At 70.1% G+C, this 23,615-nt stretch carries 24 protein-coding genes; 13 read left to right on the plus strand and 11 right to left on the minus strand.

Annotated features, from left to right (window positions below):
- The 3 genes from VGR06_RS28795 to VGR06_RS28805 all read right to left on the minus strand — a co-directional run.
- Positions 1-863, minus strand: an 863-nt coding sequence (locus tag VGR06_RS28795) for an AAA family ATPase (protein ID WP_327562314.1), incomplete at its 3' end; no start/stop codon positions are given.
- A 26-nt stretch (positions 864-889) separates the two neighbouring features.
- Positions 890-1,717: an LLM class flavin-dependent oxidoreductase gene (locus tag VGR06_RS28800; RefSeq protein ID WP_327562291.1), complete on the minus strand. Its 828-nt coding sequence runs from the start codon at positions 1,715-1,717 to the stop codon at positions 890-892.
- Between the two features lie 77 nt (positions 1,718-1,794).
- The gene (locus VGR06_RS28805; protein ID WP_327562292.1) at positions 1,795-2,328 is read right to left on the minus strand and encodes an NUDIX hydrolase; all 534 of its coding nucleotides are present in this window, start codon (positions 2,326-2,328) and stop codon (positions 1,795-1,797) included.
- Between the two features lie 104 nt (positions 2,329-2,432).
- On the opposite strand from VGR06_RS28805, the gene nucS reads away from it, so the two are divergent.
- A complete protein-coding gene (gene nucS, locus VGR06_RS28810; protein ID WP_327562293.1) occupies positions 2,433-3,092 on the plus strand; it encodes an endonuclease NucS in 660 nt (219 codons plus the stop codon).
- Positions 3,093-3,197: 105 nt separating this feature from the next.
- Positions 3,198-5,609, plus strand: coding sequence for a hypothetical protein (locus VGR06_RS28815; RefSeq protein WP_327562294.1), 2,412 nt, complete (start codon positions 3,198-3,200; stop codon positions 5,607-5,609).
- Here the strand turns inward: VGR06_RS28815 and VGR06_RS28820 are convergent.
- A complete protein-coding gene (locus tag VGR06_RS28820) occupies positions 5,521-6,783 on the minus strand; it encodes an MFS transporter (RefSeq protein WP_327562295.1) in 1,263 nt (420 codons plus the stop codon). The two genes, VGR06_RS28815 and VGR06_RS28820, sit on opposite strands and share 89 nt — an antisense overlap.
- 211 nt (positions 6,784-6,994) lie before the next feature.
- Between VGR06_RS28820 and dhaK the strand changes: the two genes are divergently transcribed.
- From dhaK to VGR06_RS28850, 6 genes are all read left to right on the plus strand, one after another.
- Positions 6,995-7,996: a dihydroxyacetone kinase subunit DhaK gene (gene dhaK / locus VGR06_RS28825; RefSeq protein WP_327562296.1), complete on the plus strand. Its 1,002-nt coding sequence runs from the start codon at positions 6,995-6,997 to the stop codon at positions 7,994-7,996.
- The gene (gene dhaL / locus VGR06_RS28830; protein WP_327562297.1) at positions 7,996-8,628 is read left to right on the plus strand and encodes a dihydroxyacetone kinase subunit DhaL; all 633 of its coding nucleotides are present in this window, start codon (positions 7,996-7,998) and stop codon (positions 8,626-8,628) included. The genes dhaK and dhaL overlap by 1 nt, the downstream gene beginning before the upstream one ends.
- The gene (gene dhaM, locus VGR06_RS28835) at positions 8,625-9,287 is read left to right on the plus strand and encodes a dihydroxyacetone kinase phosphoryl donor subunit DhaM (protein ID WP_327562298.1); all 663 of its coding nucleotides are present in this window, start codon (positions 8,625-8,627) and stop codon (positions 9,285-9,287) included. The genes dhaL and dhaM overlap by 4 nt, the downstream gene beginning before the upstream one ends.
- 63 nt (positions 9,288-9,350) lie before the next feature.
- A complete protein-coding gene (locus tag VGR06_RS28840) occupies positions 9,351-10,325 on the plus strand; it encodes a hypothetical protein (protein ID WP_327562299.1) in 975 nt (324 codons plus the stop codon).
- A 26-nt stretch (positions 10,326-10,351) separates the two neighbouring features.
- Entirely contained in the window at positions 10,352-11,365 is a 1,014-nt protein-coding gene (locus VGR06_RS28845; RefSeq protein WP_327562300.1) for a hypothetical protein, read from the plus strand.
- Positions 11,366-11,447: 82 nt separating this feature from the next.
- Positions 11,448-13,223, plus strand: coding sequence for a 3-hydroxybutyryl-CoA dehydrogenase (locus VGR06_RS28850; protein WP_327562301.1), 1,776 nt, complete (start codon positions 11,448-11,450; stop codon positions 13,221-13,223).
- 63 nt (positions 13,224-13,286) lie between these two features.
- Here the strand turns inward: VGR06_RS28850 and VGR06_RS28855 are convergent, their stop codons facing one another.
- Positions 13,287-13,505, minus strand: coding sequence for a zinc ribbon domain-containing protein (locus VGR06_RS28855; RefSeq protein WP_327562302.1), 219 nt, complete (start codon positions 13,503-13,505; stop codon positions 13,287-13,289).
- Between the two features lie 200 nt (positions 13,506-13,705).
- Complete coding sequence (locus tag VGR06_RS28860) at positions 13,706-14,272, minus strand: class I SAM-dependent methyltransferase (protein WP_327562303.1); 567 nt, start codon at positions 14,270-14,272, stop codon at positions 13,706-13,708.
- Between the two features lie 55 nt (positions 14,273-14,327).
- Here VGR06_RS28860 and VGR06_RS28865 point away from each other — a divergent pair, with 55 nt between their 5' ends.
- Positions 14,328-15,062 carry a helix-turn-helix transcriptional regulator gene (locus tag VGR06_RS28865; protein WP_327562304.1) on the plus strand — a complete coding sequence of 245 codons (735 nt, stop codon included), beginning with the start codon at positions 14,328-14,330 and terminating at the stop codon, positions 15,060-15,062.
- Positions 15,063-15,157: 95 nt separating this feature from the next.
- On the plus strand, positions 15,158-15,526 hold the full coding sequence (locus tag VGR06_RS28870; protein ID WP_327562305.1) for a hypothetical protein: 369 nt from the start codon (positions 15,158-15,160) through the stop codon (positions 15,524-15,526).
- Here VGR06_RS28870 and hisC read toward each other — a convergent pair.
- Positions 15,523-16,575 carry a histidinol-phosphate transaminase gene (gene hisC, locus VGR06_RS28875; protein ID WP_327562306.1) on the minus strand — a complete coding sequence of 351 codons (1,053 nt, stop codon included), beginning with the start codon at positions 16,573-16,575 and terminating at the stop codon, positions 15,523-15,525. The genes VGR06_RS28870 and hisC overlap by 4 nt on opposite strands.
- 165 nt (positions 16,576-16,740) lie before the next feature.
- Here hisC and VGR06_RS28880 point away from each other — a divergent pair, with 165 nt between their 5' ends.
- Positions 16,741-18,093, plus strand: coding sequence for a serine/threonine-protein kinase (locus VGR06_RS28880; protein ID WP_327562307.1), 1,353 nt, complete (start codon positions 16,741-16,743; stop codon positions 18,091-18,093).
- A 23-nt stretch (positions 18,094-18,116) separates the two neighbouring features.
- On the opposite strand, the gene VGR06_RS28885 is transcribed toward VGR06_RS28880, so the two are convergent.
- Complete coding sequence (locus VGR06_RS28885) at positions 18,117-19,172, minus strand: aldo/keto reductase (protein ID WP_327562308.1); 1,056 nt, start codon at positions 19,170-19,172, stop codon at positions 18,117-18,119.
- Between the two features lie 104 nt (positions 19,173-19,276).
- Positions 19,277-21,031 carry an ABC transporter substrate-binding protein gene (locus VGR06_RS28890; protein WP_327562309.1) on the minus strand — a complete coding sequence of 585 codons (1,755 nt, stop codon included), beginning with the start codon at positions 21,029-21,031 and terminating at the stop codon, positions 19,277-19,279.
- Positions 21,032-21,180: 149 nt separating this feature from the next.
- Between VGR06_RS28890 and VGR06_RS28895 the strand changes: the two genes are divergently transcribed.
- Entirely contained in the window at positions 21,181-21,603 is a 423-nt protein-coding gene (locus VGR06_RS28895) for an alpha/beta hydrolase (RefSeq protein ID WP_327562310.1), read from the plus strand.
- Here VGR06_RS28895 and VGR06_RS28900 read toward each other — a convergent pair.
- Together VGR06_RS28900 and VGR06_RS28905 are read right to left on the minus strand one after the other, a co-directional pair.
- The gene (locus tag VGR06_RS28900) at positions 21,600-22,613 is read right to left on the minus strand and encodes an adenylate/guanylate cyclase domain-containing protein (RefSeq protein WP_327562311.1); all 1,014 of its coding nucleotides are present in this window, start codon (positions 22,611-22,613) and stop codon (positions 21,600-21,602) included. The genes VGR06_RS28895 and VGR06_RS28900 overlap by 4 nt on opposite strands.
- Positions 22,610-23,062: a universal stress protein gene (locus VGR06_RS28905; RefSeq protein ID WP_327562312.1), complete on the minus strand. Its 453-nt coding sequence runs from the start codon at positions 23,060-23,062 to the stop codon at positions 22,610-22,612. The genes VGR06_RS28900 and VGR06_RS28905 overlap by 4 nt, the downstream gene beginning before the upstream one ends.
- Positions 23,063-23,108: 46 nt before the next feature.
- Between VGR06_RS28905 and VGR06_RS28910 the strand changes: the two genes are divergently transcribed.
- Positions 23,109-23,552 carry a nucleoside deaminase gene (locus VGR06_RS28910; RefSeq protein ID WP_327562313.1) on the plus strand — a complete coding sequence of 148 codons (444 nt, stop codon included), beginning with the start codon at positions 23,109-23,111 and terminating at the stop codon, positions 23,550-23,552.
- Positions 23,553-23,615 lie beyond the last annotated feature (63 nt).

Here is a 23,615-nt window from a genome sequence, read left to right on the forward strand (position 1 = left end):
GTGGTCTCCAGGATCGCCGCCTGCACCAGCTCGTGCCGGAACTCCAGCAGCTTTCCCTGCCAGCGCAGCGTTCCGGTGAACACGCCGTCCCGCATCGTCCACTTGGGAATGTCCAGCGCGTCGAGCACGGTGCCGAGCAGGGTCGGGTCCACCCGCGGGCCGATGGTGGCGGCCGCCTCGAGGGCGGCGCGGGTGTCCGGGGCGACCCGGCTGAGCCGCGCGAGCACGGCCTCCCGCACGGTGGCCGGGACCTCGTCGTCGCCGCTGGCCAGGATCGCGTTGATGAAGAACGGGTTCCCGCCGGTGCGCTCGAAAACGTACTGCGCGTTCGCGCCGTCCCCGACCAGTGATCCGGTCGCCTCCCGGGAGAGCGGCCGTAGCGTCAGCCGGGTCACGCCGGGCGTGGTGGCGAGGTCGCCGAGCAGCACCGTGAGCGGCGCCGGCGCCTCGTCGTCCCGGAACGTGACGACCAGCAGCGCGCGCAGCCGGTGCACCCGGCGGGCCAGGAACCGCAGCAGGTCCAGCGTGGCCTGATCGGCCCAGTGCACGTCCTCGAAGATCACCAGGCCCGGTGTGTCCACTGTGGACATCAGGCCGAGCACGGTGGCCAGCACGTCACCGCGGGCCGGCGCGCCGTCGAGGATGTCCGGCAGCATGTCCAGGAGCGGGCCGAGCGGGCGCGGGGTCTCGAGTGGATCGCAGGCGCCCAGCCAGTGCTCGCCGGCGAGCTGCGCCACGTGCCGGACCAGCGTCGTCTTCCCGATCCCGGCCTCGCCGCCGAGCAGCACAAGGCCGCCGCGTCCCTCGGCCGCCGCGGCCACCCCGGCCAGCAGCTCGGCGATCGGCTCGTCCCGTTCCAGCATCGCCACGCGCCAGACAGTACCCAGGATCACCCGGGGCGCGGCGGGCCTTTCTCGATCAGCCGGTGGTAGGTGGCGGCCTTGTCCAGAGTGTCGTCGAACGGCACCCGCTCGTCCCACCAGGTGGCGCCCGCGCCGGCCAGCGCGGCCACGGTCTCCGGGTCGCCGCGGCCGCCCACGACCAGGTCGAACGGCCCGGTGCCGGTGCGGACCTCGGCGAGGAACGCGGCCAGCTCGCGGACCTCCTCCGGGGTGGGCGGGGTCTGGCTGCGGTAGGCCGGGAACAGCGGCACCGCTCCGTCCCAGCGGGCCGCGCGGCGGAACGGGGCCCGGGTCGGCCAGCGCCCGGCGATCCAGACCGGAACGTCCTGCTTCGGTAGCAGCTGGACGTCCTCGATCGCCGTGTGGTTGCCGTGGTAGAACACCGGCTCCCCGTTCAGTAACAGGTGCAGCGCGGTTAACCCCTCGTCCAGCCGCTCGGCCAGGACCTTGAGGTCGGTCGGCTCGCCGAAGCTGCCGAACTCGTCCTCGGCCGGTGCGCCCAGGCCGGCACCGAAGATCATTCGGCCGCCGGTGAGGGTGTTCAGCGTGCTGATCTCCCGGGCGAGCTTGGCCGGCCGGCGCCGGGCGACGGGCGTGACCAGCGGCCCGAGCGTGAGCCGGGTGGTCACCATGCCGGCCGCGGCCAGCAGGATCCACGGGTCGCCGAACGGCCGGCCGCCGAACCCCCGATGGTGCACGTGGTCCCAGACGAAGAGGCCGTCCCAACCGGCCTCCTCGGCGGCGACGGCCAGGTCGGCGACGGTCCGGGGGTCGGCCAGCTCGCCGAAGTTGGGCAGGTTGAGCGAGTACCGCATGGGCGCGATGGTGCCTCAGGGGTACGACAGTGCGCTGATGGCGGCCTTCCTCGCGCTGGGCGTGAGAAAGGCCGCCTTCATCGCACCCGCTCCCGCAGCAGGAGCAGCGCGTACGCCGCCACCGACTGCGCGTCGGTGATCTCGTTGGTACGGATCATGGTTTCGAACTCGGTGCGGCTGAACCACGCCGTGCGCATGTCCTGCTCCTCGAGCTCCCGCTCCGGGCCCCCCTCGGTGAGCCCGGTCGCCAGGAACACCCGCCCGCGCTGGCTCGACATGCCGGGCGCCACATCGAGCAGGCCGAGCTCCTCGATGTGCGCCGCGCGCAGCCCGGTCTCCTCGCGCAGCTCCCGGGCGGCCAGCGTCAGCGGGTCCGGGTCGGCCAGGCCCGGCGCGGTGCCCTGCGGGAACTCCCAGCGCCGCAGACCGAGCGGGTACCGGTACTGCTCGACCAGCATGAACCGCGCCCCGTCCCACGGCATGACCAGCGCGTAGTCCGGTTTGTCCACGACGCCGTACACCCCGTCCGACCCGTCCGCCCGCCGGACCGCGTCTTCGCGCACCGTCATCCACGCGTTCGCGTACACCTGCCGCGTCGTCAGGGCTTCCATGCCGGCGATCATCCCAAAGCCATCGCCTCGCAAGCTCGGCGCCGGAGCGGTGTTCGATGGTTCGCTCGCAAGCCCGCTCACGCAGGCCCGCTAACCTCCCTGCCGTGCGCCTCGTCATAGCCCGCTGCCAGGTCGACTACGCCGGCCGCCTCACCGCCCACCTGCCCATGGCCACCCGGCTGCTGCTCGTCAAGGCGGACGGCTCCGTCTCCATCCACTCCGACGACCGCGCCTACAAACCCCTCAACTGGATGAGCCCCCCATGCTGGCTCACCGAAAACGGCGACACCTGGACCGTCGCCAACAAATCCGGCGAGCAGCTGATCATCGAAATCGCCGAGATCCTCCATGACACCACGCACGATCTCGGCCCCGAACCCGGCCTCGTCAAGGACGGCGTCGAAGCCCACCTCCAGCAGCTTTTGGCCGAACACATCGCCACCCTCGGCGAGGGCTTCACCCTGATCCGCCGCGAATACCCCACCCCCATCGGCCCCGTCGACATCCTCTGCCGCGACCACTCCGGCACCACCGTCGCCGTAGAAATCAAACGCCGCGGCGAACTCGACGGCGTCGAACAACTCACCCGCTACCTCGACCTCCTCAACCGCGACCCCCTGCTGGCCCCCGTCCACGGCGTCTTCGCCGCCCAACAGATCAAGCCCCAGGCCCGCACCCTCGCCGAAGACCGCGGCATCCGCTGCGTCACCCTCGACTACGATGCATTGCGCGGCATGGACTCCGACGAGTTCCGGCTGTTCTAGCGAAGTTGGTGGTTTTCCGAATACTCCGCCATCTCAGGGCAAATGACCGTATGTAAGGCCAAATGACCCTGGTTGGTTGCCGGCATTCGAGCGCACTATATGTATATGACTGACACTTCGGCTGTCGGCTCTCAGCAGAGTGGATCCAGTCTGGGAGCCAAGCTCATCGCCGCCCTGTCCACATCCGAAGCGAACGACCCGTGGCTCGACGGCCGTGACGATCCCGAACTTGTCCTGGGCGACGTGATCGATGACGCGCTCACAGATCCGGACATCGCCGACGACCTGAAGTCGATCTGGGAGTTCCGCGACGATAAGGATCGCGCGGTCAAGGTGCGGGAAAGCCTCGAGGAGAGCAAGAACGCCATCTTCGCGGCCGGCGCCAATGAAGAGACGATCTACCGTCAACTGGCTAGCCTCGCGCGGCCCGCCACCCAGGGAAAGCTGGGTGGCGCCGGGCGGCCGCTGGAATTGTGGCTGCGGTGGGTACCGTCCGTTTTGCTCTGGATCGCAGCGGTTGGCCTGGCTCTCTACTGGTTGGGACTCGCGGTGGGCCACGCGCCGGTGTGGGGTCTGGTCACGGCCGCGGCGGGGTTGGCAATCACCGTCGGCGCGGTTGTCTACCTTGTACGCCCGGCGGTGCGGCACGAGGCCGCCACCGTCCTGTTCGGGCTGGCGTTGGCCTACGTTTTCTTCCATGGCGGGCTCAATATCTGGGTTGCCAGCGGCGGCAGCCTCGTCACGGCACTCTTTTTCCGCAAGCTCGCCATGCGCGCCATGTACATCTATTACTCGGTGGCGATCGGGCCGGCGGAGGCCCGGTTGACCTCGTCGAAGGAGATCGGCGCCGCGGCCAGGGACGCATTCGACAGGTGGCGCTCGGCACTCCGCACTCACGGTGTCATGCCCGCCCTGACGACGCTGATCAACGAACGGTTGGAGGATCAGTATTCGACCAGGCTTCGGTATCGAACCGAGTTTCTGTCCCGGCCGGCGCCGGATGGCAAGCTGCACCAGCGCACCCCGGTGGGGCGGCAGCTCGTCGAGCTGTTCGGGACACTCCGCAGCGGTAGCTTCGCCATTTCCGGTACGCGGGGCGCCGGCAAGTCAGATCTGATCGCGGCGTTCTGCCGCGGTACGTATCAGAAATCCCGGCGGCGCGACGTCGTGGTCGCGGTGTCCGCGCCGGTGGTATACCAGCCCGCGGATTTCATGCTGTACCTGCACGCGGAGTTGTGCGACCAGGTCATCAGCTATGTCAAGATCCGCGATGGCGGTGCCGTGGAACAGGTGAACCGGCGAAGGGAGACGGATCGCCGCCGGTTGCTCAGGTTCCTGGTGAACCGACCGACGCTCGCCGGCTGGGCCGCCGTGCTGTACCGGGCGTACAAGCGCAAGGACGAGATTCGGTACCTGCTGACGTTCGGCAGCGAGATCTCCGGCCAGTTGGGGCTCGGGACCAGTCATCTCGGTGGGAAGGCATCGGTCAGCAGGGCCGAGCAGCCGCGGACCTACCCGCAGATCGTGAACCGGTTGCGCCGGGATCTGGAGTTCGTCGCCGAGCGCCTGGTCAAGCTGGACGGCGCCGAGGACGGGCAGGCGCCGAGGCTGATCATCACCATCGACGAGCTGGATCGCATCCAGTCCGGCGAGCTGGCACTGCAGTTCATCAACGAGATCAAGGCGATCTTCCGGGTGCCGAACTGCTACTTCCTGGTGTCCGTCTCCGAGGACGCGCTGCAGGATTTCGAGCTCGCCGCGATGGGCATGCGGACCGCGATCGACAGCGCCTTCGACGAGGTCCTGTGGGTCGACTATCTCGACTACGACCTGTCCAGGAAGCTGTTGAACAACTACGTCGTCGGGCTGTCCGAGCAGTTCATGGCTTTTGCCTATGTGCGGTCCGGTGGTCTGGCCCGGCAGCTGGTGCGGACCGCGCGTGAGCTCATCAACTGGGCAGCCCAGAGCCCCTCCCTGTCGTCGGTGGTGGGCAAGCTCGCCGAGTCCGATCTTCGCCGGGTCAGCACCGCGGTCAAGGGCTCGTTGACGAAGGTGTCCGACCGAGGCTCGGTCGCGGCCCTGGTGCGGGCGCTGGACGACTACCCGGAGGGTGAGCTCAGCCAGCAGGTGCTGATGGACTATGCCGACCGGCTGGTCAACTGCAACATCGGCGTTGACTCGGGCGCGCGTGACCTCCGCGACACCATGGCCGCGCGGACGCTGTACCTGGCCACCATGATCGGCGTGTTCTCCTCCGACCTCGACGACAAGCGCGTGAAGAAGGGGACCGAGCCTGCCGTGCCCGGTGAGAGCTTCAACGCGCTCGCCCGGGTGCGCCGCTATTTGGGGGTCAACCCGCAGGCGGCGATGGAGCTGCTCGGCGACTTCCGTCAGCACTGGGGCATGGCCAGGGTCGACCTCACCCCGCTCAACGCGACTGCGGCCGACGGGAACGGTCACGCCGCGCCGTCCGTTGCGGAGGTTCAGGCGATCGTGTCGGGGGACGACGCGCCCTGACGTCGCTTAGTGGGCGCCAGGCGAACAGGGTGAGGGCGGTGGCACCGGCGGTGCCGAGCCAGAAGGGGGCGGTGAGGCCGAAGGAGTTGGCGACGATGCCGCCCAGTGCCGCGCCGAGGAGCATGCCGGCGGTGGAGAGGAAGCGGTAGGCGCTGTGGATGCGGCCGAGCATGTCGGGGGGTGCGAGGGACTGCCGCAAGGACGCGGTGAGGGTGGACCAGACGGTCAGGTGGAGGCTGAGGACAGCGAGCACAGCGCCGGCGACGATCACGTTCGTGGTCAGGGCGAGGGCGAGTTGGGAGAGGGTTTCGATGATCAGGCCGGCGCGGAGGGTGCGGCCGGAGCCGAGGAGGGCGGCGATCCGGGGAGCGAGGAGGCCGCCGGCGATGCCGCCGGCGGCGATGGTGGTGAGCAGCAGGCCGTAGCCGACGGAGCCGAGACCGAGGCGTTCCTGGGCGTAGAGCACGAGGATGGCCAGGATGCCGCTGAGGAAGATGTTGGAGACCGTGGTCGAGATGCCGAGGTTGCGGAGCAGGGAGTGGTGCAGCAGCCACCGGATGCCCTCGCTGACCGCCGCGGGCAGCGGCCGGCGCGTGCCCGGCGCCGGGGCGCCGACGGTGCGGGACAGCGTCAGGCAGAGCACGGCGACCAGGACGAACGCCGCGGCGTCGAGGGTGAACGGCGCCCAGGCGGCCAGCGCGAACAGCGTGCCGCCGAGTGGCGCGGCGAGCAGGTCGCGGCCCAGGGTCCGGGTGGCGTAGAGCCGGCCGTTGGCGCGCTCGAGCGAGCCGGAGCCGACGGTGGCCGGCAGGACGGTGCTGGCGGCGTTCTCGAACAGCACGCCCGCGCAGCCGGCCAGCAGGAACACCCCGTACAGCAGCGGAAGCGCGGCGTGGCCGAGCGCGACCAGCGCGCCGAGCAGGCCGAGTACCGCGACCCGGAGCACCGCGGCGAACGCCATCAGCCGGCGCTTGTCCACCCGGTCGACGACGGCGCCGCTGGGCAGCGTGAGGAGCACCCAGGGCAGCCGCTCGGCGACCATCAACCCGGCGATCAGCACCGGGTCCCGGGTCAGCGCCGCGGCCAGCAGCGGCCCGGCGACCAGCGTGATCCCGTCGCCGACGCTGGAGATCGTGTCGGCGCCCCACAGCTTTCCGAACTCACTGTGTTTCATTGGCTCGCTCCGCTCGCGGGAGCGGGCCCTGACGTGGTGTCTTCCCTCCTGCGCTGCTCACTCCCTCGCTGCCGCTCGGTCGCTGCGCTGCTCGTCAGTCCAGACACCACCGGCCCGCTCATGCAATCGCAGACGTGTGGGAGAGACATCGGTTCGGGGAGGAGCTAATGTCCTAGCGCGATCATCGTTGATCCCGCCCGGGAGGCCGGCCATGAAGAAGATCATCAACGACGCGTCCACTGTGGTCGCCGAGTCGCTGCGCGGGATGGCGCTGGCGCATCCGGATCTGTTGCGGGTGCAGGAGGAGCCGGCGATCGTGGTGCGAAAGGATGCCCCGGTCCCGGGCAAGGTCGCGGTGATCTCCGGCGGCGGCTCCGGGCACGAGCCGCTGCACGGCGGGTTCGTCGGACGCGGCATGCTGGACGCCGCCTGCCCGGGCGCGGTGTTCACCTCGCCGACGCCGGACCAGATGCAGGCGGCCATCGAGGCGACCAACGGCGGCGCCGGCGCGCTGCTGGTGGTGAAGAACTACACCGGCGACGTGCTGAACTTCGAGACCGCCGCGGAGCTGGCCGCCGCCGACGACGTCGAGGTGCGCACCGTGGTCATCGACGACGACGTCGCGGTGAAGGACTCGCTGTACACGGCGGGCCGGCGCGGGGTCGGCGGCACCGTGCTGCTGGAGAAGATCGCCGGCGCGGCCGCCGAGCGCGGCGACGACCTGGCCACGGTGGAACGGCTGGCCACCAAGGTGATCGCGAACGTGCGCTCGATGGGCATGGCGCTCGCCGCGCCGACCGTGCCGCACGTCGGCGAGCCCAGCTTCGACCTGCCCGGCGACGAGATGGAGGTCGGCATCGGCATCCACGGCGAGCCCGGCCGGGCCCGGATGCCGGTGGAGAACGCCGATGGCATCGTCACCCGCCTGCTCGACGCGGTGACCGAGGATCTGCCGTTCGGCAGCGGTGACCGGGTGCTGCTGTTCACCAACTCGATGGGCGGCACCCCGCTGATCGAGCTGTACCTGGCGCACGGCATCGCCGAGCGGCTGCTGGCCGAGCGCGGGATCGCGGTGGAGCGGCGGCTGGTCGGGCCGTTCATCACCAGCCTGGAGATGCAGGGGATGAGCCTGACGCTGCTGAAGCTGGACGACGAGCTGATCGAGCTGTGGGACGCGCCGGTGCACACCGCGGCCCTGCGCTGGGGCGTCTGATGGGGTGCACCGCCGAGCAGGTGGCCGCGGCGCTGCGGGCCGCGGCCGCGGTGGTCGCCGGGCACCGCGACGAGCTGGTCCAGCTCGACCGGGCGATCGGCGACGGTGACCACGGCGAGAACCTCAAGCGCGGCTTCACCGCCATCGTGTCCAAACTGGACGCGTCCACTCCGGACACCCCGAGTGCGGTGCTCAAGCTGGCTGCCACCACGCTGATCTCCACGGTCGGCGGCGCGGCCGGGCCGCTGTACGGCACCGCGTTCCTGCGCGCCGCAACGGCCACCGCGGAAGCCGAGGAGCTGGACGCGGCGTCGGTGGCCAAGGCACTGCGGGCCGCGCTGGAGGGCGTGGTGGCCCGCGGCAAGGCGGAGATCGGCGACAAGACCATGGTGGACGCGCTCGATCCCGCCGTGCGCGCCGCGGAAGCCTTGGGCGACAACGACGTCAGCTCGGTGCTGGCAGTGGCGGCCGAGGCGGCGGCGACCGGCGCCGAGTCGACCGTGCCGCTGGTCGCCCGCAAGGGCCGTGCCTCGTACCTCGGTGAGCGCAGCGCCGGCCACCTGGATCCGGGCGCCCGGTCCACCGCCCTGCTGCTGCGTTCCCTGGCCGACTCCGCGGCGGGGCGACCATGAGCCGGGTCGGGCTGGTCATCGTCTCGCACAGTGCGACGCTGGCCCGCGGGGTGGTGGAGCTGGCCGGCCAGATGGCGCCCGACGTCACGCTGGAACCGGCCGGCGGCACCGCGGACGGCGGGCTGGGCACGGACTTCGAGGCCGTGACCGCGGCGCTGGAGCGAGCGTCGCAGGGTGCCGGCGTGGTGCTGCTCTATGACCTCGGCAGCGCGAAGATGGTCGCCGATCTCGCGGTCGAGGGCCTGGCCGAGCCGGACGGCGCACTGGTGGTGGACGCGCCGCTGGTGGAGGGCGCGGTCGCGGCCGCGGTGGCCGCCCAGGGCGGATCGGACCTGTCGGGGGTCGCGGCGGCCGCGGTCCGCGGCGAGGCCACCGAGGTAGCCGAGCCCACCGCCGAGGAGAGCACGGATCTGTTGCTCACCAACGAGATCGGCCTGCACGCCCGGCCCGCGGCGCTGCTCGCCCGGGCGGTCGCCAATCTGGAAGCGCAGGTCACCGTCGCGTTCGGGGACCGCAAGGCGGACGCCCGCAGCGTTCTCGCCCTGATGGCGCTGGCCGCCCGCGGTGGCGACACCATCACGATCTCCGCCGACGGCCCTCAGGCAACCGAGGCCCTGCAACGAATCCGTGATCTCGCGAGCCGCGACTTCGACGAATAAGCCGTAACTGCGCAAGAGCTCCGTGCGACATTCCCAGTGACGAGACAACTGGGGGAGAACACGATGGTTCGGCTGTTCGCTGCACTGATTCTGCTGACATTGCTGGCCGGGTGTGCCACGCCGGTCACCGGTCCGGCATTGGCCAACGACGCCGCTGCGAGCGAGGCCGCCGAGCCGTTGACCTCCCAGCGCGCGCTCGGCGATTACCCGTCGCTCGACTACTGCAGCCTCATGGATCAGAACGCGTTTCCGAAGCGGCTCGGACTGATCGCGGTGTATCCGCATGGCTCCTACGACTACTGCCTCTTCACGGTGCAGCAAAGCGGAACCGAAGCCAAGGTTCAGATCGGGAACCTCGAGGACCAGAAGACGATCAGCGACGCGGACCATGCGGTTGACCGCCGCCTGCCGCAGGGTCTCGAGGTGCACCGGGACACCACCAGAGGCAAGCTCGGCGGGTGCGTTCGGTACCTGCGCTTCACCGACGGCCTGCTGATCACGGTGGTCGCGTCGATGTCCGACCCTCAGACCAGCCGGGACACGTGTGAGGTCGCGGACGCCACCATGGACATCGTGATCAACCGGGTGGCCGCGAAGAAGGTCAGGCACTATGAGTTCGCGGCGAACGCACTCGGCCGGCGCGACATGTGCGATCTTGTGCCCGCACAGCTGGTCGGTGCGAAGATCGGGACTGCCGGTGCCATGTTGTTGAAGTTCCCGTCCGGCCACGTGTGCCAATGGGCCGGGCCCGCGCGGGAGAGCCCGGTCGCCCGCCTGTACGTCGCCCCCGGCGAGTCGACCTACGACCCGGACCGCAGCAAGGGCGAGAAGATCGCCGGTCGGGACACCACGGTCACCCTGACCCCGATCGCGGGCCCACGGACCCGGTGCCAGTTGGAGACCAGTGAACCCGGGTGGCCGCAGCAACCGGTCGCCGAGTTCGTGCTCATTGAGATTGCCGTGCCGGGCGCGCAGAAGGACGCCTGCGGGCCGGCGCGGGAACTGGCCGGGGAAGTCTGGCCGAAGCTGCCGCGGTAGATCTTGTCTCGTGATGTGATGTGCGCATGCGTGGTGCGCTCGTGGCCGGACTCCTTGCCGGGCTGGCGGTTTCGGGCTGTGCGACGCCGGTCGGCGGCACCGCGGTGGCCGGGCTCGGTGCCGGCGGGTCGGCCAGCGGGCGGGCCTCGTCCCAGGCCGCGCCGCCGCCGCTGGGCGCCGCGGAGGGTCTGCTCGGCGCGTTCACCTCGCTGGATCCGTGCAGCCTCACCGATCCTCGGGTGTTCGCCGAGTTCGGCACGGCCCGGTTCGGCGTGCCGGACTCGCTCGACGACTGCCTGGTGGAGATCAGGACGTCGGCGAGCGCACCGGTCACGGTGTACGTCGGCAGCCTGGACCGGGCCGAGGCGATGCCGGACCTCGGCGCTCGGAAGAGCACCGAGGTGCCGGGCGGGCTGAAGGTGGTCGAGTATGCCGCGGATCCCGGCTACTGCAACCGGCTCGTCGTGTTCGCCGACGGGATCACGTTGTCCGTCAACGCTTCCCTGTACGAGGGGGAGGAGCCGCGGCTCTGCGACATCGTCCGGGCCGGGGTGGACAAGGCGGTGTCGGTGCTCCGGGAGGGCGGGGTGCGGCACCGCGAGGTCGCCCGCAACTCGCTGAGCTGGCTCGACCCGTGCCGGCTGGTGCCGCTCGACACGCTCGCCGCGGTCCCCGGCCTGGACAGAGCGATTCCGCGGACGTACCCGGCCCGGCACGGCTGCGCGTGGACCGCGGCGGACAACGCCACGCGGGTGCGGGTCATGTTCACTGCCGGCCCGCCGCCGAAGGCCGCCGGCCGGGGCGCGACCGAGGCCCCGATCGCCGGCCGCACGTCCGTGCTCAGCCCGACCCCGGACGCCGGCCAGTACACCTTCTGCGGCGCGCAGACCGGCCACATTCCGTTCCGCGCCGCGGGCCAGACCGGTCTGGTGGAGATCGCCGGGGTGTTCGTGCGCATGCCCAAGGGGCAGCTCGACGCGGCCTGCCGGGCGGCCACCGACGTCGCCGCCGCGCTCTGGCCGAAGCTGCCGAAACCGTGAGGTGAGCCATAACCATCCGGCCAGGTTGGTTACCGGCGAGTAGCATGCCGTTGTATCCGGCAGCGGGTACACGGAGGTTGCGGTGGCACGCGAGATCAGCAGCGTGGGGGTCGTCGGGCTGGGGACCATGGGCTCTGGAATCGCCGAGGTGCTGGCCCGTGCCGGCGTCGACGTGGTCGGCGTGGAGATCGACAAAGAGGGGCTGACCCGCGGTCGCGCACACATCGAGCACTCGACGTCCCGGGCGGTGGCGCACGGAAAGCTGGACGGGGTGGGCCGGGCCGAGCTGCTCGGCCGGATCGCCTACACCGTGGAGCCGGCCGACCTGGCCGGCGTGGACCTGGTGATCGAGGCCATCCCGGAGAACCTCGACCGCAAGGCGGCGGTGTTCAACGAGCTGGAGAAGATCTGCCGGCCGGACGTGATCCTGGCGTCCAACACCTCCTCGCTGTCGGTCACCGAGCTGGGTGTCCACACCGGACGGCCGGGCAAGGTCGTCGGCGTGCACTTCTTCAACCCGGCCCCGGTGCGCCGGCTGGTCGAGGTGGTTCGCACGGTCGTCACCGAGCCGGACGTGATCACCGACGTGGTGTCGTTGGTGCAGCGGCTGGGCAAGGAGCCCGTGGTGATCGGGGACCGGGCCGGGTTCATCGCCAACGCCCTGCTGTTCGGCTACCTGAACCACGCGGTGTCGATGTACGAGGCGCGCTACGCCAGCCGGGAGGACCTGGACGCGGCCATGCGGTACGGCTGCGGCTACCCGATGGGGCCCCTGGCGCTGCTGGACCTGATCGGGCTGGACACCGCGTACGAGATCCTCGAGACGATGTACCGCCAGTCCCGCAACCGGCTGCACGCCCCGGCGCCGATCCTCCGGCAGATGATCACCGCGGGGTTGCTCGGCCGCAAGACCGGTCGCGGCTTCTACACCTACGACGCGCCGGATTCGCCGACAGTGATGTCGGACGCCCAGACTCAGCGGGAGCGCACCGATACCGCCGCAACCCGGAATGTGCGGACCGTGGGCGTGGTCGGTACCGGAACCATGGCCACGGGTATCGCCGAAGTGTTCGCGCGCAAGGGTTTCGAGGTTACGTTGCGGGCACGCACCGAGGACAGGGCCGCAGCCGCGGTCGCGCGCCTGCGCAAGTCCTTGGACCGCCAGGTGACCAAGGGGCGACTATCCGAAGAGGACAGAAGTCGCACGCTCGCCCTGATCCGGCCGGTGGACGACTTCACCGCGCTGGCCGACTGTGATCTGGTGATCGAGGCGGTCGCCGAGGAACTCGCGGTGAAACAGGCTGTGTTCGGTGCCTTGGACAGCGCTGTCAAGCCGGGCGCGGTGCTGGCCACCACGACGTCCTCGCTGCCGGTGATCTCCTGCGCCGCCGCCACCTCCCGACCGTCCGATGTGGTCGGTCTGCACTTCTTCAACCCGGCGCCGGTGATGAAGCTGGTCGAGGTGGTGCACACCATCTCGACGGCCGGCGACGTGGTGGCCACCGCCGAGGCCGTCTGCCGCGCGGTCGGCAAGCACCCTGTGCACTGCGGCGACCGCGCCGGCTTCATCGTCAACGCGCTGCTGTTCCCGTACCTCAACGACGCGGTCAAGATGCTTGAGGCGCACTACGCCGAGGCCGACGACATCGACACCGCCATGAAGGTCGGCTGCGGCCTGCCCATGGGCCCGTTCGAACTGCTCGACGTGGTCGGGCTCGACGTGTCTCTGGCCATCGAGCGCACCCTGTACAACGAGCTGCGCGACCCCGGCCTCGCCCCGGCGCCCCTACTCGAACACCTCGTCACCGCCGGGCGTCTCGGCCGCAAGACCGGCAAGGGTTTCCGGGATTACGGGTAGGAGTGCGATGAATGAGTCATTCACTGCGCCAGCCGCACCGAATGAGGCATTCATCGCACCTGGCTAGCCGCAGCCGCAGGCACCGCCGCAGCACCCGCCGCCTCCGGACGGCGCCGGGGCTCCGCCGCCGCTGGAGCGCCCGCCGAGGGCGACCATGGACAGCAGCTTGACCGTGTCGTCGTGGTCCTGCGGGCAGTTGGCCGGCGCGGACGCCTCGCTCATCGGGCGCTTCACGTCGAACGTCGACCCGCAGGCGCGGCAGCGGAACTCGTAGGTTGGCACGTCAACAGTGTCCTTCCCGGAGAGGGTGATTCACAACAGGGGCCCGGTCGCCCCATAGGGATGCTCCCGGCCCGGCCGCTCGGGCGGACCAAGCGCCCGTTCGGTGTTCGCGGTCGGTGGTCGCGTTGGCAGGGCTGATTGCTGGACCGACCGGTAGCGAACACCGCCCGGTGGCCCGCCGTCGCGGCCGGGATTGCGAATCACCCTCGATGTGCCCGGAACCGGAACCGGCGCCCACCAACGGCCACCTCGACGTCGGTGAAGCCGGCGGCGTGCAGCCGGTCGGGGAGCGTCTCCGGGTCGACGGTGACCATCGTGTCGCCGAGATGGATCATCCGGAAGCGCAGGCTCGGCAGGCTGTCCGTGCCGGCGAACACCCCGCCCGGCCGCAGCACCCGCCGGGCCTCGGCGAACAACCGGTCCTGCAGCTCCGGCGACGGCACGTGGTGCAGCATCGTGAAACACGTGGCGGCGCTGAACGCGTTGTCCGGCCACGGCATCCGCGCTCCGTCGCCGTGCACGACGTCGACCCGGTCGCCGAACCGGTCCCTGAGGTAGTCAACCGAGTCGCGGTCCACCTCGAGCGCGGTGACCCAGCCCGGCCGGCGCGCCAGCACCTCGGTGGTGACCCCGAAACCCGGCCCGATCTCCAGGATGTCGGCGCCGAGGTCGACCCCGTCCAGCGCCCACGGCAGCAGGCTGTTCTCGACAGCCTCCGCCCACCTCTCCGACCTGCAGAGCCTGCGGTGAATCCAGTTCATCGGCATGCTCGCCACGGTAGGAAACCCGTGCCGTGTCCGATAGGCACTATCCTGACATCTGATGTCGCAGAACGGACACGGCGGAATCGTGATCGCCACCGCCCGGCTGCCGGGTGGCGTGGCGTTCGACTGGCACGAGCACCCCGTGCACCAGCTTGCCTGGGCCGACACCGGCGTGCTGACCGTGGCCACCGCGCGGGGCACTTGGGTGCTACCGCCGAGCCGCGCTCTGTGGATCCCGGCCGGGGTGCCGCACGCGCTGGGCTCCTCCGGCCGGGCCGTCACCCGCAGTCCCTACTTCCGGCCGCGCACCTGTCCGGTCGAGTGGACCTCGCCGACCGTGATCCGGGTCAGCGACCTCCTCGGCCACCTGATCGTGCACCTGGCCTCGGCGGAGCTCACCGAAGCCGCCCGCCGCAACGCCGAAGCCGTCGTCGTCGACCTCCTCGAGCCCCTCGACGCCACCACGATCACGGTGCCCCAACCGGCCGACGACCGCGCCCGCCGCGTCGCCGAGGCGCTCCGCCGTGACCCGTCGGACGCCCGCGGCCTGGAGGCGTGGGGCCGCGAGGTCGGCGCCAGCTCCCGCACCCTCGCCCGGATCTTCCTCACCCAGACCGGCATGACCTTCGGCCGCTGGCGCGCCCAACTCCGCCTCGAAGCCGCCCTCCCGCTCCTCGCCGCGGACACACCGGTAACCGCGGCCGCCCACCGCGTCGGCTACACCTCGGCCAGCGCCTTCGTCGCCGCCTTCCGCCGCGCCGTCGGCGTCCCACCCGGCCGCTACTTCGGCTGACCTTGGCGTCAACATGCGGCGGCCGCACTCCAGCCGGCGGACTGGGTGATGCTCGGCGAGGCCATGAGCAAGTGCCAGCTCCACGACTCATCGAGGTGCAGATTCTTTCTGAGCCCGGTGTGGTTCCTGTTTTGGCGACGAACCTGCTGTCCAACCATTACAACAAGACCCGGAATGCCTACTACCTGGCGCTTGACGCTGCTCAGCACGATGTTCGGAACTTTGTGACGTACGCCCTTCGCGGGTTTGTCGACGAGCTGCGGGAACAGCGGAAGTACACGCCTGAGCAGGTCACCGAGCTGACTACTAGCCTGGCCAAGAAATACCCGCAGTGTGGCGAGCGCACGCCCGCCCGCGACATGAACGAGCTGGTCAAAATGAACCTCGTAGAGCGCGTCGCCAGGCGACACTACACGGTCCGCCGAAACGCTATTGAAGCCTTCATTCCCCCAGTTGCCCGTTAGCGTGGAAAGTCGCGCGCCGCGGCGAGGAACGCGTCGTTCTCCTCCGGGAGCCCGATGGTGACCCGTGAGCCGTCCCCGGCGAACGAGCGCACCAGGATCTTGCGCTCGACGCAGAACTCGTTGAACTCCATGGCCCGCTCGCCGAGTGGAAGCCACACGAAGTTCCCCTGCGACACCGGAACGTCGTAACCGAGCGCGCGCAGCTCGGGGTAGACCCGGCCACGCTCGGCCACCACCGCCGCGCACCGGGCGAGCAGTTCGTCGGCGATGTCGAGTGCGGTGAGCGCGGCGGCCTGGGCCAGCCGGTTCACCGAGAACGGGATCGCGACCTTGCGCACCCCGGCCGCCACCTCGGGCGGCGCCACGAGGTACCCGGCGCGGGCACCTGCCAGCCCGTACGCCTTGGAGAACGTCCGCATCATCGCCACGTTGTCCCGCTCCCGCGCCAGCTTCAGCCCGTCCGGCACCTCCGGGTCGGTGATGAACTCCCGGTACGCCTCGTCCAGCACCACCAGCACATGCTCCGGCACGCCCTCGATCAGCCGCGTCACGTCGTCGGCGTGCACCACCGTCCCGGTCGGGTTGTTCGGGTTGCACACGAACACCAGCCGCGTGGCGTCCGTGACCGCCGCCAGCAGCGCGTCCACGTCCTGCCGGTAGTCCGCCGTGAGCGGCACCCGCCGCGCTCCGGCGCCAACGACCTGCGCGAGGATCGGGTACGCCTCAAACGACCGCCACGAGAACAGCACCTCATCCCCGGGCCGGCACACCGCCTGGATCAGCTGCTGGCACAGGCTCGTCGAGCCGCACCCCACCGCCAGCCGCCCCGGCTCGACCGCCAGCCGCTCGCTCAGCTTGTCCACCAGGTCGTCGGACGACCACGCCGGATACCGGTTGATCTCGGCCGCCGCCTCCGCGATCGCCTTGACGATCGCCTCCGGCGGCGCCCCCGCCACCTCATTGCTCGACAGCACAACCGCGCCGGGAATCTTCCGCCCAGGCACGTAGTCCGGTATGCCCGCCAGGTCTTCGCGCACGGTGATGGCCATGCCGCGAATCATGTCACCCACGCTCGCAACGGGGCGACCGGCGTAAGAAGATCAGCTGATTCCGGGAATCTTCAGTGAACCCACTGAGGGCCGCATACGTGATCTCGGGTGTCACGAACGTGGATCTTCTTCAGGTGTCTGGATGCGGCAGGGAGGGAGGGCAGAGTGACGGGACGAGGCGAGCTGATCGCGGGCCGGTACGGACTGCTGACCCAGGTCGGCCACGGCGCCACGGGCGTGGTGTGGCAGGCCAGGGACGAGCTGCTGGACCGGATCGTGGCGGTCAGGCAGCTTCCGCCGCTGCCGGACGGCTCTGCCGAGGACAGTGGTCACCGCGAGCGTTGGGTGGCCGCCCAGCCGCGTCATCCGAACGCGGTCATGGTGCACGACGCCGTCGAGCAGAGCGGCAAGTACTACCTGGTCATGGAGCATTTCCCGGCGCGGAGCCTGGCGGAGCTCGTCGATGCCACCGGTCCGCTCACGGAGGAGGCCGTCGCCCGGATCGGCGCCCAGATCTCCGGGGCGCTGGCCGCCGCGCACGCCAGGGGCATCGCACACCGGGACATCACGCCCGCCAACATCCTGGTCGGCTCGGACGGCACCGCCAAGATCACCGGCTTCAGCGTCTCCCACGCGCACGGCGACGACACCGGGTTCTCCTCGGACGTGTCCTCGTTGGGCACGACGTTGCACGCCGCGCTGGGCAGCGGCCAAGGCCGGCACAAGAAGCCGTTCACGATGCGGCGACGGCGTAGCCCGCTCGTCGACGTCCTGCTGTGGATGCGGCGCCGCGACCCCGGCGACCGCCCGGCCATGCACACTGCCCACGATGCGCTCACCGCCGTGCTCGACGGTCGCCCGACCGGGGCGCCGCGCCCGGAGCCCGAGCCGATGACCGCCCGGGGAACGTTCCGCCCGGCTCGCCGGACGAGGCGGCCGGTCCGCGCCGCGGTCGTCGCCATCATCCTTCTGGTGGCTGGAGCCCCAGCCGGCATCCGGATCCTGGACAGTGGGGGAACGGCCGAGACCGCCGACCCTCGCCCCCACGGCCAGCCGGTCATCTCCTCCCGCGCCCCCGAGCCTGCGCCGGGCACCACCGCCTCACTCGTGCCCATGGCCACCGCGACCACCTCGATAGCGACCAGCCCGACCACCACGCATCCCCCCACGACGCCGGAAACCCCGGTTCCCAGCTGCGTGGCGCGCTACCACGTCACGACTACCTGGCCCGGTGGTTACCGGGCGGAGATCACCGTGGTCAACAAGGCCGGCGCCACCGCCGGCTGGACCGTCCGCTGGGACCTACCCGCCGGTCACACGATCACCAACCTCTGGGACGGACACCTGACCCGGAGGGGCTCCGCGGTCACGGTCACCAACCTCGACTACAACGGCCGGCTGCCCGCCAACGGCACGACCACGTTCGGCCTCACCGCCGACGCTCCAGGCAGCCCGTACGTACTCGCCCGCACCATCCCAGCCCTCACCTGCGAAAGCCGTCCAGCGGGTGCCGGGTAAGCCGTCGAGGACGGCGAAGGCGACTACGGTCGGAGGTGCGGGCCCAGCAGGGTCAGGTCGGCGGGACCGAGCCGGTCGCTGGCCGTCTTTGCCTGGTGCCAGTAGGGGTAGAGCAGTGGTGGTGCGCTCACCTCGTCCAGCCGGGCCCGTTCGGCCCCGGTGAGGGTGAGGTCGGCGGCGGCGAGATTCTCGGCCAGTTGCTGGTCGGTTCGGGCGCCGATCACCAGGGAGGTCACCGCGGGGCGGCCCAGCAGCCAGGCCAGCGTCACCTGGGCCGCGGACACGCCGTGGGCGTCGGCGATCTCGATGAGCACGTCGACGATGTCGTAGAGCGTGTCCTGGTCCCGCACGGGTGGTTCGTTCCAGTCGGTGAGGTGCCGGGATCCTTCCGGTGGTTGCTGGCCGCGCCGGTATTTGCCGGACAGCAACCCGCCGGCGAGCGGGCTCCACACCAGGACCCCGATGCCCTGGTCGACGGCGATCGGGATCAGCTCGTATTCAGCCTCCCGCGCCTGGGGCGAGTAGTGGATCTGTTGGGCGACGAACCGTGCCGTGCCGAGCCGCTCGGCGGTGGTCAGCGCCTTCATCAACTGCCAGCCCGCGTAGTTGGAGCACCCGACGTAGCGGACCTTGCCGGCGCGCCCGAGGTCGTCGAGCGCCGAGAGGGTCTCCTCGAGCGGTGTCAGGCCATCCCATTCGTGCACCTGGTAGAGGTCTATGTGGTCGGTGTCCAGCCGGCGCAGGCTCGCTTCGCACTCGGCGACGAGGTGATGCCGGGACAGGCCGGCGTCGTTGGGGCCGGCGCCCATCGGCATCCGCGCTTTCGTGGCGATGAGCGCGCGGTTCCAGCGCCCTTTCATCGCCTGTCCGGTGATCTCCTCGGAGAGGCCGCCGGAGTAGACGTTGGCCGTGTCGATGAGGTTGACCCCGGCGTCGAGCGCGCGGTCGATCTGACGTTTCGCGTCGTCGAGTTCGGTGCCGCCCACCTTGGCGAACACGCCACGCCCACCGAAGGTCATCGTGCCCATGGTCAACACGGACACCCGAAGGCCGGACCTGCCCAACTGCCGATACTCCATACCTCCGACCTTATCCATCCCCGCGGCCAGAGGTTCAATGCCCTGAAGGCGGCCTTCAGGGCACTGAACGTCCCGAATGCCGCCTTCAGGGCATCACCCAGCCTTTAGGCGAGGCCGATCGAGAGGTAGTCGTACATGCCGTAGGCCTGGGTGACGAAGACGTTCGTCAGGCCCTGGCCACGCACCAGCAGGCTCTTGGCGTAGAGGCCGGGGTAGATCACGGCTTCCTCCATGATCCGCTTGTCGATCTGCCGCCACAGCTGCTCGCGCTTGCTCTTGTCGGTTTCCGCGATGGCCTGGTCGAGCATCTTGTCGACCTCGGGGATCCGCACGCTCATGTTGGACGAGCCACCGGTCTCCTTGATGACCCGGCTGTCCACGATCTGCGAGAGCATGCCGAAGCCGTCGTTCCAGTCGGCCTGCCAGCCGTTGATGCACAGGCCGAGACCGTTGGAGCGGACGAACGGCGGGTTGCCGCAGAACTGGGCGAAGTAGTCACCCGACGGGAAGCCGCGCAGGGTCAGCTTGATGCCGGCGCGGGCGAGCGCGGCCTGGAACGCCTCGGCGGTCGCCTTCTCCTTCGGGCGGTCCTCGCGGTAGCCCAGGTTGGTCTCGAAGCCGTTGGGCTGGCCGCACTGAGCCAACTCGTCCTTGGCCTTGGTGAGATCGCCCTTGTTGTCGGCGCCGGCCGGGTACAGGTCGAACTTCGTGTAGCCCGGGATCAGCGGCGGCAGCACCGTCGAGGCCAGGTCACCGCCGGCGACCGCACCGCCGTAGGCGAGCTGATAGCCCGCGCGGTCCATGCCGTACATGATCGCCCGGCGGCAGTGGACGTTGTCCAGCGGCTTGACCGTTGAGATGACCGACGTGTACCAGAGCAGCGGAAAGTTCGGGTTGTCGGCCCGCGCCTTGTCGTCCGGGTTGTTCAGCACCGTGCCGAGTTTGGCCGACTGGATGCCGGTGCCCTGCACGTCGACCTGCAGGCTGCCGGCGAGCAGCTGGTTGTCGATGTCGTCGGCGTTCTGCTTCAGCGTGACCTCGTAGCCGTCCGGCAGCGCCGTGCGGTTCTGGTCGGTCGAGGCGTCCCAGTTGGGGTTGCGCTTGAGCGTGAAGCGCTTGCCGGGATCGACCTTGTCGAACATGTACGGGCCGGAGGAGACCACGTGCTCCTTGTACTTGCCGCCGGTGTCCCTGGCCTCGGGCACCGGAGCCGTCTGCGGTAGCTGGGCGAGGTAGTCGAACCCGCCGAACGCCTGCCTGAGATGAAACACGATGGTGTGGTCGTCGGGCGTCTCGATCCCGGAGTTCGTGTCCACGCCCTTGGACTTGTACGGACCCTTGTAGTCCTCGGGCAGGTTCAGGAACTGCTTGAAGTAGTCCGGGCCGTTCGGGAAGGTCTCCCGGTCCAGCGCGCGGAGCACGTTGTACTTGACGTCCTTGGCCTTGACCTCGGTGCCGTCCTCGTACCTGACGCCCTTCCTGATCTTGTACGTCCAGGTCTTACCCCCGTCACCGGGCTTCCCGAGCGACTCGGCGAGGTCCGGCACGAGCTCCTCGCTCGCCTTGCCGGGCGCGACCTTGAACATGACCAGCGCCCGGGTGTAAAGCCGCGCGAAGTTCCACGAGTAACCGTAATAAGTGTCCGCCGGATCCAATGAGTCCCAATCGTCACTGTTGGCGAACTTGACGATGCCGCCCTTTTTGTCCGACGGGTTGAACACCTTGCCCAGTGCCGCGTTGAACGCGGCCGTACTGGTGCTGCCACCAGCCCCTTGACCTCGGTCACCGCCACAGGCGGCAAGGGTCAATGCGACAACCGAAACCACGGCAATCGCGCTCGTCACACCCCTACTGATCATCCTGTTCCCTCCCTCGACGCGTCCGGGTTCGCCCGAACGCCGCCCTACCGTAACCTCGGTTTTGTTTCGTTTTTGACCATCACAGGTCACGATCCGGTTGGCGGCAATGGGGCGATGCAGGTGACGGAGTCCGGGCCGGCACGCCGGTCGTGCTGCTGCACGCGTTTCCGTTCGACGGGCGGGCTGGACCGGGTGGTGCCGGGTGGGTGCTCGATGGGCGGGTACGTGACGATGGCGGTGCTGCGCGCGGCGCCGCGCGGCGGGCGGACGTGGTGGACACGGTGCGGCGGTTGATGGCTGAGGCGCCGGCGGCTTCGGTGGCGTGGGCGCAGCGGGCCATGGCGGGGCGGGCGGACTCCGCGGCGACGCTGCGCGACGCGGACGTTCCGGCGTTGATTCTGCACGGCGAGGAGGACAACCTGATCCCCGTGGCGGCGGCGCGGCAGCTGGCGGAGCTGTTGCCGCGGGCGGAGATCGTGACGTTTCCCGGAACGGGGCATCTGCCGCCGCTCGAGGTGCCGGCGGAGGTGACCGCGGCGATGGGGGATTGGTTGGAGCGTATCGGTTTCTAGCGGCTCGGCAGGTCGTCGGGCTCGAGCGGGATGTGCAGGAGTTCGGCGTCGTCGTGGGCGCGCCTGAGCACCGCGGCGCGGAGGCGGGCGTAGCCGCGGACCGCGACGGGGCGGCGGTGGCGGATGACGAAGTGCGGGCTCTCCGCGAGGGCGCTGGTGAGTTCGCGGTCGATCAGCACCGAGCCGGGGCGGGCGATCGAGGTGAGGCGGCTGGCCAGGTTGACCACGGAGCCGTAGATGTCGCCGAAGCGGCTGAGGACGCGGCCGTACGCCAAACCCGCGCGGAGCAACGGGAGCTCGTCGTCGGATTCGGCGCGTTCGAGCAGGGTGAGGGCTATCTCGGCGCCGCCGGTGGGGGTGTCGGCGACGAAGAGGACCTCGTCGCCGATCATTTTGACGATGCGGCCGTGGTTCTCGGCGACGACTTCGGCGGTGACCGCGTCGAACCTGTCCACAACGGACACGAGCTCGGCCTCGCTGGAGCGCCGGGTGAAGGAGGTGAAGCCGACCATGTCGGCGAAACCGACGACTTGCTGGTGGGCGGCGACGTCGGCGTCGGTGGCGACGAGGGCGCGGCCGGCGTAGGCGGCGAGGTGGCGGCGCCAGGCGAAGGTCTGGAGGTGCTCGAGGTCCGGGACGATGCGTTCGATGAAGCGGATGAGCTGGCGTTCGTCGGTGGCGAGCTCGGGGTTGGCGAGGAGGATGCCGCGCAGGAGCTCCACCTGGGACTCGGCGAGGCGGGACATGTGCTGGCCGAGCATACGGGCGCTGGACGTGACCTGGCTGGGGTCGGTGATGCCGGCCTGGACCAGCTCGTTGGCCGTGCGGAGCGCGGTGAGGTCGCTGTCGGTGAAGACCTTGGCGTCGTCGGGGACCGCGGCGAAACCGAGGGAGTGCCACAGTTCTCGGGCGCGCTCGGCTGGGACGCCGGACTTCTCGGTGACCTCGATGCGGGTGTACCGGCGCGGGCCGCCCAGCAGCATCTCCTCGATGCGTTGCTGGAGGGTCACGTCGTGTGCACGATAAGAACGTCCACAGTGGACTTCCGGGCGGCTTCGGACGGCACCGAGCCGAGGATGCGCCCGGCGAGCGTGTTGAGCCCGCGGTTGCCCACCACGAGGAGGTCCGCCGACCGCTCGTTGACCAGGCGGGTCAGCGTCGGCACCGGCTCGCCGTCGACGACCACCGTGTCGATCTTCTTCGCGCCGGCGAACCGGGCCCGCTCGCTCGCCGTGCGCACCGCCTCCTCGGCCGGCGTCGAGCCGACCACCTGGTAGGCGACGTCCGGGCCGAGCTGGTCCTGCAGCCGGGCCACGTCCTCCTGCCGCGCCGGGTGGTAGGCGCTCGCGATGACCAGCGTGGCGTCGGCGTCCGCGGCGATCGCGGCCGCCCGGTCCACCGCGCGGAACGAGGAGTCCGAGCCGTCCGTGCCGACGACGATGGTCTGGTAAGCGGCCATCTTGATCCTCCGAATGCGGGAGCTACTGGCGGGTAATCTACCGTGCATGGACGCAGCCGACATGTTGGCCCAGGCGGTCGAGGAGGCCCGCGCGGGGCTCGCCGAAGGCGGGATTCCCATCGGTGCCGCGCTGTTCGGGCCGGACGGCATGCTGTGGGGCCGCGGGCACAACCGGCGGGTCCAGGACGGCGACCCGTCGCTGCACGGCGAGACCTCGGCGTTCCGCAACGCCGGGCGGCGGCGGAGCTACCGGGGCACGACCATGGTCACCACGCTCTCGCCGTGCTGGTACTGCAGCGGGCTCGTCCGCCAGTTCGGCATCTCCCGGGTGCTCATCGGCGAGGCCACCACGTTCTTCGGCGGCCACGAGTGGCTCGCGGAGCACGGCGTGGAGATCGAGCTCCTGAACGACCCGGAGTGCATCGAGCTGATGCGGGTGTTCATTGCCGAGCGCCCGGAGCTGTGGTTCGAGGACATCGGCGAGGACTGAGGAGGCCCGAACGTACGACTCGGTTGCTGGAGCGTACGACTCGGTTGCTGGAGCGTACGACTC

The organism is Actinophytocola sp., assembly GCF_036002505.1.
In the GTDB taxonomy this organism is placed as follows: Bacteria; Actinomycetota; Actinomycetes; order Mycobacteriales; family Pseudonocardiaceae; genus DASYTH01.